The organism is Schumannella sp. GW821-FHT10F01, assembly GCF_058809295.1.
This window is the reverse complement of record NZ_JBXASM010000004.1, coordinates 108,888-120,843: the sequence shown is the minus strand read 5'-3', so window position 1 is coordinate 120,843 and position 11,956 is coordinate 108,888. Positions and strand designations below refer to the sequence as shown.

At 76.2% G+C, this 11,956-nt stretch carries 10 protein-coding genes and 1 tRNA gene; 5 read left to right on the top strand and 6 right to left on the bottom strand.

Going from position 1 to position 11,956, the window contains the following annotated elements; all coding sequences use genetic code 11:
- Nucleotides 1–32: 32 nt before the first annotated feature.
- Nucleotides 33–635: a GNAT family N-acetyltransferase gene (locus tag AC1RSJ_RS06920; RefSeq protein ID WP_493117610.1), complete on the top strand. Its 603-nt coding sequence runs from the start codon at nucleotides 33–35 to the stop codon at nucleotides 633–635.
- Between the two features lie 37 nt (nucleotides 636–672).
- Here the strand turns inward: AC1RSJ_RS06920 and AC1RSJ_RS06915 are convergent, their stop codons facing one another.
- On the bottom strand, nucleotides 673–2,295 hold the full coding sequence (locus AC1RSJ_RS06915) for a DNA polymerase Y family protein (protein WP_493117609.1): 1,623 nt from the start codon (nucleotides 2,293–2,295) through the stop codon (nucleotides 673–675).
- 154 nt (nucleotides 2,296–2,449) lie between these two features.
- On the opposite strand from AC1RSJ_RS06915, the gene AC1RSJ_RS06910 reads away from it, so the two are divergent.
- Complete coding sequence (locus AC1RSJ_RS06910; protein ID WP_493117608.1) at nucleotides 2,450–2,794, top strand: VOC family protein; 345 nt, start codon at nucleotides 2,450–2,452, stop codon at nucleotides 2,792–2,794.
- A gap of 36 nt (nucleotides 2,795–2,830) precedes the next feature.
- Here AC1RSJ_RS06910 and AC1RSJ_RS06905 read toward each other — a convergent pair whose 3' ends face one another.
- The gene (locus tag AC1RSJ_RS06905) at nucleotides 2,831–3,715 is read right to left on the bottom strand and encodes an alpha/beta fold hydrolase (RefSeq protein ID WP_493117607.1); all 885 of its coding nucleotides are present in this window, start codon (nucleotides 3,713–3,715) and stop codon (nucleotides 2,831–2,833) included.
- Between the two features lie 100 nt (nucleotides 3,716–3,815).
- Nucleotides 3,816–4,592: a DnaE2-dependent mutagenesis accessory factor ImuA' gene (gene imuA', locus AC1RSJ_RS06900; protein ID WP_493117606.1), complete on the bottom strand. Its 777-nt coding sequence runs from the start codon at nucleotides 4,590–4,592 to the stop codon at nucleotides 3,816–3,818.
- 143 nt (nucleotides 4,593–4,735) lie between these two features.
- On the opposite strand from imuA', the gene AC1RSJ_RS06895 reads away from it, so the two are divergent.
- On the top strand, nucleotides 4,736–4,918 hold the full coding sequence (locus AC1RSJ_RS06895; protein ID WP_493117605.1) for a YegP family protein: 183 nt from the start codon (nucleotides 4,736–4,738) through the stop codon (nucleotides 4,916–4,918).
- 20 nt (nucleotides 4,919–4,938) lie between these two features.
- On the opposite strand, the gene AC1RSJ_RS06890 is transcribed toward AC1RSJ_RS06895, so the two are convergent.
- Nucleotides 4,939–8,721 (bottom strand): SCO7613 C-terminal domain-containing membrane protein, encoded by a 3,783-nt coding sequence (locus tag AC1RSJ_RS06890; RefSeq protein ID WP_493117604.1) that lies wholly within the window; start codon nucleotides 8,719–8,721, stop codon nucleotides 4,939–4,941.
- A 219-nt stretch (nucleotides 8,722–8,940) separates the two neighbouring features.
- Between AC1RSJ_RS06890 and AC1RSJ_RS06885 the strand changes: the two genes are divergently transcribed.
- Nucleotides 8,941–9,813, top strand: coding sequence for an LLM class F420-dependent oxidoreductase (locus AC1RSJ_RS06885; protein ID WP_493117603.1), 873 nt, complete (start codon nucleotides 8,941–8,943; stop codon nucleotides 9,811–9,813).
- 47 nt (nucleotides 9,814–9,860) lie between these two features.
- Here the strand turns inward: AC1RSJ_RS06885 and AC1RSJ_RS06880 are convergent, their stop codons facing one another.
- Entirely contained in the window at nucleotides 9,861–10,340 is a 480-nt protein-coding gene (locus tag AC1RSJ_RS06880; RefSeq protein ID WP_493117602.1) for a DUF4126 family protein, read from the bottom strand.
- 87 nt (nucleotides 10,341–10,427) lie between these two features.
- A tRNA-Leu gene (locus AC1RSJ_RS06875) sits at nucleotides 10,428–10,512 on the bottom strand.
- A 110-nt stretch (nucleotides 10,513–10,622) separates the two neighbouring features.
- Here AC1RSJ_RS06875 and AC1RSJ_RS06870 point away from each other — a divergent pair.
- Nucleotides 10,623–11,945: a M20/M25/M40 family metallo-hydrolase gene (locus tag AC1RSJ_RS06870; protein ID WP_493117601.1), complete on the top strand. Its 1,323-nt coding sequence runs from the start codon at nucleotides 10,623–10,625 to the stop codon at nucleotides 11,943–11,945.
- Nucleotides 11,946–11,956: the final 11 nt, after the last annotated feature.

Genomic DNA, 11,956 nt, shown 5'->3' with positions numbered 1-11,956 from the left:
ACGACGTCCGGAGCGGCCCCTACACTGCGGGCATGGCGACGCGGCCCCGCTACCCCGTGGACTCCGATCCGGTGATCGAGGTGCGCCCCGCCGTCGGCCGCTTCGACGACTTCGCCGAGGTGGTGGGCGTGAAGAAGCCGGGCGGCGGCGGGTGCTGGTGCATGAGCTATCGCGACGCGCGGCTGTCGAACGAGGAGCGCCCGCTGTACATGCGCGACGAGTGCTCCCGCGAGCCCGGGCCCGGCGTGCTGGTCTACGTCGACGACGAGGTCGCGGGCTGGTGCTCGATCGCCCCGCGCTCGAGCTACCGGCGGCTGATGCACTCGCGCACCATCCCGATGCTCGACGACCGCGACGCCTGGGTCGCGGTGTGCTTCGTCGTGCGCGCCGGCTTCCGCGGGCACGGGCTCATGCACGAGCTGCTCGAGGGCGCTGTCGAGCACGCGCGCGCGAATGGCGCCGCGGTGATCGAGGGCTACCCGGTGGAGAGCGACAGCCCCGGGCGGATCGATGTGATCTCCGGCTACGTCGGCACGACGCGGATGTTCGAGCGCGCCGGCTTCACCCGCGCCGCCGAGACGACCGCGCACAGCGGCGGCCGGACCCGCTGGATCATGCGGCTCGAGCTGGACTGAGCGCGGCGGCCGGACCGGTCCGGTCGACCGGACCTGACTAGTCATACAGCGCCTCCGCCCACCAGCCGGCCTCGTCGAGCACGAGCAGCCAGGCGGCGCCGGTGGCGTCGACCACCTGGAACCGGTCGGCGCGGCGGGCGTGCTCCGGATCCCACCAGCGCTCCGACAGCGGCCACGGGCCGGCCCACGACGTGACCTCGCGCCGCGCGCCCGTCGGCGAGACGAGCACGGCGGGCGGCGCGCTGAGCACGCCGCGCTCGTCGACGGACACCGGCCGCCCGGCCGCATCGCCGACCGCGATCTCGCGCGGCAGCTCGTAGACCGTCGCGGGCGCCGGATCCGGCAGCGCCCCCGGCCACGGCCGTGCAGGGTCGCGGGTGACGAGCGGGCGGTCGCCCCAGGGCACCGCGGTCTGCCGGTCGGCGGGCGAGCGGCCGCCCGACGGCACGGCGGTGAGCACGCCGCGGTGCCCGACCATGCCCTGCACTCGGGAGAGCCCGGAGTGCACGCGCTCGTCGGGACCGGTGCCCCAGAGCCCGCGCTCGTGTCCGGCGGCCGGGTCGACCGCATCCGGCGCGATGCGCACGCGGACGACGCCGGAGCGCAGCTCGCCCTGGTCCGGCCGGGTGCAGGCCCCGGACGAGGCGGCCGCGGCGCCCGATCCGCCCGCGCCGTCGCGCGGCCGTGCGCCGTCGAGCTGCCAGCGCACCCGGTCGACCACCTCGGCGGGGGAGAAGGAGCGCGGATGCAGCCACACCCGCTCGCTCAGCTCGCCGCGGTCGCCGATGAGCTCCACCCGCAGCGCCGTGCAGACGAGCCGCTGGGTGATGAGCGCCTCGACGAGGGCGTCCGCCGCGGTGCGCACGCCGAACGCGACCTGGTCGACCCGGTCGAGCGGCGGATCGAAGTCCACGACCTCCTCCACGTCGCGCGGGGGCTCGCGCGGGATCGCCGACCGGGCGTCGCGGCCGCCGGCGAGCGCGTGGAGGCGGGCGCCGTCCGGTCCGAAGCGCCCGGCCACGTCGTCCGGGGCGAGCGCGGCGAACCCGCCGAGCGTGGTGATGCCGAGCCGGGGGAGCAGCCCGGCCAGCTCGGGGTCGCCGAGCAGCGACACCGGCAGCGGCGCGAGGAACCCGGCCGATCCGCCCGGCGGCACGAGCAGCACCGGGCCGCCCGAGGCCGGCGCGGTGCGCGCGGCCCGCTCGGCCGCGAACAGCCCGTCTGCCACGCCGGCCCGCACGGACTCGACCCCCTCGCCGCGCACGACGCCGATCAGGCTCAGCGCGGCGGCGCGCTCACCGCCGTAGTAGCGCGCCGGACCGCGGGCGCGCACCGCGACGGCGCCGGGACGCAGCGGATGCACGCCGGGGAGCGCGCGCTCCAGGGCCGTGAGCACCGGCTCGAACGCGCGGGCGTCGAGGGCGGGGTCGTAGTCGACGGCGCGGAGCCGCGGGCAGCGCGCCTGCGCCTCCCGGACCCGCAGCCCGCGGCGCACGCCGTCGGCCCGGGCGGCGGCCGAGCAGGCGAGCACCTCGCCCTTGTGCACGAGGGCGAGCGGCTCGCCGGCGGGCACGCGCAGCGACCGCGCGTGCGCGTGCACCGGCCAGTCCGGCGCCCAGAGCACGAGCATGCGCGGCGGGATGCCCGTTGCGGCGCTCATCTCGGATCCTCGAACATGTGTTCGATTGTGCCACGCAGCGCCGACATCGGCACGGGGGATGGGAGCGCCGCGGTCGGCCCGGTGGGCGCAGGCGCGCCTGCGAGCAGGCCGGGCACCCGATGCCGGCGTCCGCGGCCCGCGCTAGCGTGCCCGCATGCTGGAGATCGGATCGATGGTGTGGGGCGTGCGCGACGTGGCGCGGGCGCGGACGTTCTGGAGCGAGGCCCTCGACTACGTCGACCGCGAGCCGGGCGACGGCACGTGGCAGGTCCTGGTGCCGCGGGAGGGAACGGGGCCGCAGCTCGCCCTCGACCTCGTCGAGTCGGACCGCCCGCGCCGGCACCACCTCGACCTCTACGCCGACGATCAGGCGGCCGAGGTGGAGCGGCTGGTGGGGATCGGAGCGACGCGCGACGAGGCCTGGGACTACCCGGACGAGGCCGACTACATCGTGCTGCGCGACCCCGACGGCAACCCGTTCTGCGTCGTGCAGCGCTGAGCTCTTCCCGACAGCAGCACCTCGAGCAGCTGTCGCCTAGAGCAGCTCGAGCACCGCGGCGGCGAACTCCTCCGGCGCCTCCTGCGGCGGGTTGTGACCGACTCCGGGCAGCACGCGGCCGGAGAAGGGACCGGCGAAGCGGGCGCGATGCTCCTCCGGGTCCTCGGCGCCGAACCCGTCGTCCCCGCCGGTCGGCATCACGGTCGGCGCCGTGATCGGCGGCAGGGCGGCGAGCCGCCGCTCGTCGTCCTCATAGGCCGGGTCGCCGACGGCGGCCGCCCGGCGGTGCCGGTAGGAGTGGATGACGACGTCGACGAAGTCGGGGGTGTCGAGGCTCGGGGCGCTGCGCTCGAACGCGGCGTCGACGCCCGACCAGGTCGGCGACCACTCGCGCCAGAGGATGCCGCAGAGCTCGCGCCGGTGCCGCGCGAGGCCCGCCCGCCCGCGCTCGGACTGGAAGTAGTCCTGGTACCAGTTCATCCGCTCCTCGTGCGGCGCCTGCGGCTCGCCGGAGCTCGCGATGTCCTGGATGGCGTAGCCGTCGACGGTCACCAGCCCCGCCGCGCGCTCGGGATGCAGCGCCGCGAGCACGCACGCCGCTCGGCCGCCCCAGTCGTAGCCGCCGACGACGGCCCGCTCGATCTCCAGCGCGTCGAGCAGGTCGAGCAGGTCGCGGCCGATCGCCGCCTGCTGCCCGGATCGCGGCGTCGCCGGGTCGAGGAACCGCGTGCCGCCGTAGCCGCGCAGCCAGGGCACGATCACCCGGGCGCCGCGGCCGGCGAGGAGGCCGGCGACCTCCTGGTAGCTCCGTACGTCGTACGGGAAGCCGTGCAGCAGCACGACCGGCGGTCCGGCGGGGTCGCCGCGCTCGAGCACCGCGACGTCGAGCACGGGCGTCCTGACCGTCCTGATCTCTCCCATGCGGCCAGCCTCCCGCGGACGGACGACACCGGAGCACCGGAGCACCCGAAGCGCCGGAAGCACCGGAGCGCCGGAGCGCCGGAGCAGCGGGCGCGGAGGCCTAGCCGATCCGGCGCAGCGACGGCGGCGCGTCCGACCCCACGGGCCGCACCGCCGCGACGACGGGCGCCACCGAGCCGTCCGGAGCCGGGAGCCAGAGCCGTCGCGAGCGCGGGCGGCCCTCGCCGGCGCGGACGGCGGACGCGACCGTCACCTGCCGGCCGGCGAGATGCCCGAACCCGGCGCCGATGCCGCTCCAGCTCGCCTCGCCCACGCTGAGCCTCGCGGCCGCGCCGGGCCAGTCGCCGAGCGCCACGAGCACCGCCTCGCGCTGGCGCAGCCGCGCCGCGAGGCGGGAGGCGGCGGCGTCGCCGATGCGCGGCATCCGCTGCCCGGCCGCCCGCACCGGCGGCCGCACGATCACCACCGAGACGACGTCGATCAGCGCGGACACGACCGCGAGCCACTGCTCGCCCGGATACGGCACCGCGACGAGCCGCTCGAGGTCGAGCCCGAGCCCGGCCGCGGCGCGCATGCCGAGGTCCGGCACGCCGACGACGGCGCACCACGAGCCCGCGGCGCTCGGCCCCTGGGCCAGCGCGAGCGCCAGCGAGGTGGAGCCCTCCACCGCGTAGCTCGACCCCGCGGCGAGCGCGCCGCCGGGCAGCAGCGCCCCGAGCGCCGCGTGCGTCGGCAGCTCCCGCGTGTCGAGCGTGCGCCGCTGCATGCCCCGGATGCGGTCCTGCAGCTCCCGGACCACATCGCCGACGCCGGCGCCGCCGTCGAGCGCGCCCGCGGGCAGCTCGAGGGCCGCGGCGGCGGACGGGGAGGGGCTCATCCCTCCATGTTCGAACACGTGTTCGAGTGTGTCAATCGCCCCCGACATGTCCGCCCGCCGGACACCGGGCGCGAGTAGCATCCGGCGCAGAATCAGCACCACCCTCCGCGCTCTCCACCCACCGTCGCGATGAAGGAGTCGACATGGCCGGGACGTTCGAGCTGTACAAGGACGCGCGGGGCGAGTTCCGCTTCCGCCTCAAGTCGGGCAACGGCCAGACGATCGCGGTGTCGGAGGGCTACTCGTCGAAGGCGAGCGCGCTGAACGGCATCGAGTCGGTGCGCACGAACGCGGCCGACGCCGTGCTCGACGACCAGTCCGCCTGATCACGACGACGCGACCCGGCCTAGCCGAGGTCGCGGAGGCGTGCGCCGATGCCGGCGGCCCCGCCGGTGCGGCGCTCCCAGTTGACGGCGATCACCAGCAGCACGGCGCCCGCCGTGGCGAGCGTGATCCACCACGAGGTGGCGCTGATGGTGCCGCCGACCTGCACGGCGAACACGATCACGTTCTCGATCGGCAACACCAGGATGCCGAGCACGAACGGCGCCGCGAGCCGCAGCAGCGACCCGAGCAGGATCGCGGCGAGCGCGAGCCCGAGCACGGTGATCGCGCGCCAGGTCTGCGGGTCGGTGCCCGTGGCGAGCATCGACGGCAGCAGCGTCGCGACGAGCCCCGGCGCCAGCAGCGCCCAGGAGCGCCGCGGCCCGACCGGCCAGGCGTCCACCGCCGACCAGCCGGTCCGCGGCGGCGTGCCCGCGCGCGCCGCGCGGAGGCCGAGCGAGCCCGCGGCCAGCAGCGCGAGCCCCAGCGGCAGCGAGAACACCTCGACGCGGAGGTCGCGGGGGCTCCAGCCCGCCACGCCGGCGACCCAGGCGAGCGCCCAGAGCGTCCAGGCCGGGGGCAGCGTCGTCGCGACGGTGCGCGCCCGCCGCACCACGAGCAGCATCGCGACGAGCAGCAGGGCCATGAGCACCCAGAGCAGCACGATGGCGCCCCACTCGCGACGGACGCCCGACACCGTCGGGGCGACGAGCAGCACCGCGGCCGGCAGCAGGGTCCAACGACGCCGGAGGTCGTCGGGCAGGCGGGAGGTCGCCGGGGCGGCCAGCGCGGCCAGGCGCCGCCCGGCGATGCCCGCGAGCAGCGCGGCCACGACGCCGGACGCGAGCGCGCCCCAGGTGGGGCCGAGCTCCGGCACGGCGGCGGCGTCGAGACTCCGGCCGACGCGGATGCCGACGACGGCTCCGGCGGCCGCCGCGAGCAGCGCGGTGACGAGGAGCGGCGAGGCGAGCGCCCGCAGCGGGGCGAGCCCGCCCCGGAGGCGCGCGGCGACGACGCCGAGCCCGATGAGCAGCACCGCGCCGCCGAGCAGCGCGATCGCGCGGACGCCGCCGGGTCCCGGCAGCTCGACCGGGCCTGCGGCGAGCAGCACGAGGCTGGGCAGCGGGGCGACGAGCAGCGCGAGCCAGGCGAGGCCGAGCGCCGCCCGGCGGACCCGTCCGCGCGTCCGCACCAGGAGCAGCCCGGCGACCGCGGCGGCCGCGAGCGCCGGCGGCAGCACGTAGGGCTCGACCACGTCGACGCCGTTCAGGCTCAGCAGCGCCCAGAGCGCGCCGCTGAACGACCAGAACGACACGATCCAGCCGTAGCGCCGGCGCGCGAGCAGCGCCTGCGCCGCGGAGCCGAGCCCGATGAGGAGCAGCACCTCGAACGCGGTCGCGGCGCCCGCGGCGCTGCCGACGATCGTGAGCAGCACCGCGATCGCGCCGGTCACCAGCGAGGAGGCCTCGACGCCGAGCCGCACGACGCGCACCTCGTCGGCGGGCAGCCGGCCGCCGAGCACCCGGCCGGTCGCGGCGGTCAGCGGCAGCACGACGGCGACGAGGCCGGCGATCACCGGCAGCACGACGAGCGAGGCACTGCCCGAGAGCAGCTGGGCGCCGAGGCACACCAGCGCGACGGCGAGGGAGGGCACGAGCACGCCGGCGGCGAGCGCGCGCAGCTCGCGCGTCATCCCGGGCCGGCGGAGGCCGACGAGCACGGCCGCGAGCGCGAAGAGCGAGCCGGTGGAGGCCGCGGTCCAGCCGCTGTGCTCGAGCAGCACGGAGGCGACCGCGAAGCCCGTGGGCACCATCGACACGGCGATCGCGGACCACCACAGGTCGCGCGGGAGGCGGCGCACGAGCGCGAGGCCGACCATCGCCAGGTTCGCGACCGTCGCGGTGAGCGCGAGGACGGCGACGACCGGCAGCCCGGCCTGCGAGAACCCGGTCGCGACGACGGCGAGCGCATACGCCGTGCCGAGGCCGACGTGCACGAAGCGGCCGCGGCGCCCCGCCGAGGCGGCGACGAGCACCCAGACGGCGAGCACCGCCGGTCCGACGACGAGCGTGGCGCCGGCCATCGCCGCGGAGATCCCCGCGAACGCCGTCAGCATGTGGGCCGCCAGCTGCAGGGGCACCCGCGCGAACGCCGGGCCGCGCCGGGTCCAGCGGTGGAACCGCAGCAGCGCGGCGCAGGCGACGGCCGGGATCAGCTCGATCGCGCCGGGCGCCCAGTCCGGCAGCGCGGCCCACGACGGGATGACGAAGCCGACGGGCAGCGGCGTCCAGACCGCGATGCCGAGCGCGACGCGGGCGAGCCGCGCCGTGTCCGGGCGCCGCCGGCCGAGCGCCCAGACCCCGGCGGCGGCGCCGCCGAGCAGGACGAGCGCGAGCACGGTGAGGGCGGTCGGCAGCGGCGTGGTCGCCGCCGACCACGACAGCATGGGCTGGGCGATCAGCACGGGTCCGGCGGCGAGCACGGCGACGGCGAGCGCCCCGCCGAGCAGCGGGGTGCGGCGCGCACCGTGCGGCACCGGCAGCAGGGCGAGCAGCACCGGCACGAGGGCGACGGCCCCGGCGATCGCGAGCGTCTGCGCCGCCAGGCCGGTCGAGGCGTCGAGCGGGCTGCGGGGGCCGACGGCCGACACCACGGTGGCGGCGTGGAGGGCCGCCGCCCCGGCGAGCAGTCCGGCGATCGCCATCCAGGCGCGGGGGAGCAGCCCGGTGCGGCTGGCGACGGCCGCGATCCCCGCGAGCACGGCGATGACCGCCGCGCCGATCAGCACCGAGGCCACCCGGTCCGGGTGGAGCACCTCCGCCCGCGGCACGAGCACGGAGGCCACCGTCATGGCCAGCCCCTGCAGCACCACCGCGGTCCAGCGGTCCGCGGCGAGCGGCGAGTCGATCCGGCGCCCGACCCAGCGCAGGAGCGGCTGGAGCAGCGGTGCGACGGCCGCCGCGACGACGAAGCCGGCCACGGGCGACCAGGCGTCGTCGCCGGAACCGCCGACCAGCGCCGGCGCGGTGACGAGGCCGACGACGCCGAGCCAGATCCAGGTGCGCAGGCGCATCCGGGCGCCGAGCGCCAGCAGGCCGGCCGAGCACAGCAGCGCACCGAGGCCGCCGGCGAGCAGCCGGACGGAGTCGGACGGCAGCGCCGCCGACACGATCGACGGGAGGTCGATCGCCACGAACACGCCGCCGAGCGCCCCGAGGGCCTCGGCGGAGAAGCGCACGCCGCGTCGCGCGAGCAGGCCGGCACCGGCCAGGAAGACGGCGGTCACGATCAGCAGGACGACGTTGCGGGTCAACGCGTCACGGAGGTCGGGATTGAAGAACGCGAACACGAGGGCGGCGATCGCGACCAGTCCCGCGCCGGCTACGGCGAGCACCGACTGCACGCTCACCGACTCGCGGCGCGGCGCCGCGACCGGACTCGGCACCGGGCCCTGCACCGGGGAGAGGGAGGGCGGGCCCGGCGTCGCGGGATACGACGAGGGCCACGACCCGGACAGCGCGGAGGGGGCGGGCCCCGGCGCCGGCGTCGGATCCGGCGTCGGCGCGTAGCCCACCGGGGAGCCCGCGCCGGCCGGCACGAGCGGCAGCGCCTCCAGCATCCGCTCACGCGCCTCGAGCCGCTCGGCGATCTCGATCGAGACGGCGAGCAGGGCGGCTCCGTCCGGACCGCCGACATCGTGCCGGCAGACCGGGCAGACGGTGTCGGCGAGCGCGGCGGAGCACACCGGGCAGAGGTCGGAGCGGCGCAGACGTGCGGCCACCCCCGCGGTCCAGGAACGCGTCATGGCCGGAGTCTAGGCATCCTCTGTTTTGCTCGGCATCGCCCGTCCGGGGGAGGTGCGGGTCGTCCTCCGGGATGACGTGGACGCGCTCTCCGCACAGGCCAGGACGACCCTCCGCGCAGCCCCGGACGCCGACTCCGGGCGGTCCCGGATGCCGCTCGTCACCTCCCGTGCACCTGCGAGACCCGGCGCGCGGGCCGCCGTCGGGAGCAGGATCGGAGCATGCGCTTCGGATTCCACTTCATGGACTACAACCTGCCGGGCGAGCCGGCCTCCATCCCCGACCTCCTCACCGAGAGCGCCCGCGCGGCGGAGGACGTCGGCGCGAGCTGGTTCACCGTGATGGATCACTACTTCCAGATGGAGCAGTTCCGCACGGCCCACGACCCGATGCTCGAGGGCTACCTCCAGCTCGGCTACCTGGCCGCCGTCACCGAGCGGGTGAAGCTCGGCACCGTCGTCACGGGCGTCACGTACCGCCATCCCGGACTCCTGACGAAGATCGTCACCGGCCTCGACGTGCTGTCGAAGGGCCGCGCGTTCCTCGGCATCGGGGCGGCCTGGTACGAGCGCGAGCACCTCGCGCTCGGCGTGCCGTATCCGCCGCTCAAGGAGCGCTTCGAGCTGCTCGAGGAGACCCTGCAGATCGCCCTGCAGATGTGGAGCGACGACGAGGGGCCGTTCGACGGCAAGCACTTCCACCTCGCGGAGACGATCGACGTGCCGCACCCGATCCAGCGCCCGCACCCGCCGATCGTGATCGGCGGCGCGGGGGAGCGGAAGACGCTCCGCCTCGTGGCGCAGTACGCCGACGCGACGAACCTCATCGTCGCCTCGGTCGAGGAGGCCGCGCACAAGCTCGAGGTGCTCCGGGGCCACTGCGACGACCTCGGCCGAGACTACGACGCGATCGAGAAGACCGTGCAGGGCCGCATCCAGCTCACGCAGGACGCGGACGCCTTCCAGCGGATGATCGAGGGCTTCGCGGAGATCGGCATCGAGCACATCCACTTCGGCGGCCTCGGACCGGATGTGCCGGGCACGATCCGCCGCTTCGGCGAGGAGTGGGCCCCGAAGCTCGCGCAGCTGGGCTGAGCCGGAGGCCGTCGCGTCGCGGGTCAGCGACACGGGCGCGGTCGCGGTCAGCGCGGCGAGAGCACCTTCACGCTCCCGCCGATGACGGCCGCGTCCTCGGCGAGCGCCACGAGCGTGCCCGGCAGTCGCTTCGAGGCGCGGGTGCGGATGAGCCAGCCCGCGAAGCTGCCGACCAGCGCGCCGGCCGCGCCGAGGATCGCGCCCTCGACCCGGCGGTCCCGGCGGGCGGTGGTGCCCATCGCCGCGCCGACGAGCGCACCGGCGCCCGCGCGGCCCACGAGCCCGGCCGGGGCGATCCGCGACGGCGTCTGCGGCAGCTTGTCGCCGACGAGCTCGCCGACTGCCGCCACGAGCAGGAGGCCCCGGCCGAGCGGCGTCGCGAACATCGGCCACTGCTGCCAGTCGCCGCGGAGCCGCCGGTCGTCCTGATGCGTGCCGAGCACCGCGAGCGGGGTCGCCGCCCGGCCGCCGCTGAGGACGCCGAGGAGGAATGCGCGGGTGCCGATGTGCCGGGGTCGACGAGTCATGCAGCCGACGCTACCGGGGTCCGACGCGAGTCGGCTGGAGACGCAGAACGGCCCCGGAGCGATGCTCCGGGGCCGTTCTGACTCGCGTGCGCGAGGGGGGACTTGAACCCCCACGCCCTATACGGGCACTAGCACCTCAAGCTAGCGCGTCTGCCATTTCCGCCACCCGCGCGAGTCCAGCACCGATCCGGGTTCCCCCGGCGGGCCGAGGTACGACGATAGCACGGCGGACGGAGCCGGGATGACCAGGGCGGCGGGGCCGGCGCGGGTAGCGTGAAGGGCATGAGCGACGACACCGGCACCCCGCTCGAGTCGACCCTGGAGGAGACCGCGGCGATCGCCAGGGACCTCATCAGGATCGACACGACGAACTACGGCGACGGCCGCTCGAACGGCGAGGCCGAGGCCGCGGGATACGTCGAGGCGCGGCTGCGCGCGCTCGGGCTCGAGCCGCGGCTGTTCGAGTCCGCCCCGGGACGCACGAGCGTCGTGGCACGGGTCGCGGGACGCCATCCGGAGCGGCCCGCGCTGGTCGTGCACGGGCACCTCGACGTCGTGCCGGCCGATCCGGCGAACTGGAGCGTCGACCCGTTCGCCGGCGAGATCCGCGACGGGATGCTGTGGGGCCGCGGGGCGGTGGACATGAAGGACATGGACGCCATGATCCTGACCGCGCTCGGTGACATCCTCGGCGCGGGGGAGCAGCCCGACCGCGACCTCGTCGTCGCGTTCTTCGCCGACGAGGAGAACGGCGGCGTGTTCGGCGCGCACTGGCTGGTGTCCGAGCACCCGGAGCTGTTCGCCGGCGCGACGGAGGCCATCAGCGAGGTCGGCGGCTACTCGATCGACGTCGACGGCACGCGCTCCTACCTGCTGCAGACCGGCGAGAAGTCGCTCGTCTGGATCGAGCTCGTCGCCCGCGGCCGCGCCTCGCACGGCTCCCGCGTGGTGAAGGACAACGCGATCGTGAAGCTCGCGGAGGCCGTGGCCCGCGTCGGCGGCCGCGAGTGGCCCGTCGAGTGGACGGGCACCACCCGCGAGCTCATCGACCGGCTGGGCGGCATGCTCGGGCTGGATCCCGCGACGACCGATCCCGACGAGCTCGTGCTGCGCACCGGCACCGGCGCCGGATTCCTGCTCTCCACGCTGCGGGTCACCTCGAACCCGACCGTGCTGCAGGCCGGCTACAAGCACAACGTCGTGCCGGACACGGCGACCGCGCGCATCGACATCCGCACGCTCCCTGGCGACGAGGACCGCGTGCTGGCCGAGATCCAGGAGCTCGTCGGTCCGGGCATCGAGATCCGCGTCGTGCACCGCGACGTCGGCCTCGAGACGCCGTTCTCGGGACCGCTGGTCGAGCGGATGGTCGGCGCGCTCCAGCGGCACGACCCCGGCGCGCCGGTGCTGCCGTACCTGCTCGGCGGCGGGACCGACAACAAGGCGCTGTCGCGGCTCGGCATCACCGGGTACGGCTTCGCGCCGCTCAAGCTCGGCCCCGACCTCGACTTCCCCGGCATGTTCCACGGCGTCGACGAGCGCGTGCCGCTGGACGCTCTCAGCTTCGGACGCGCGGTGCTCACCGACCTCCTGCGCGAGGGCTGACATACTCGGCC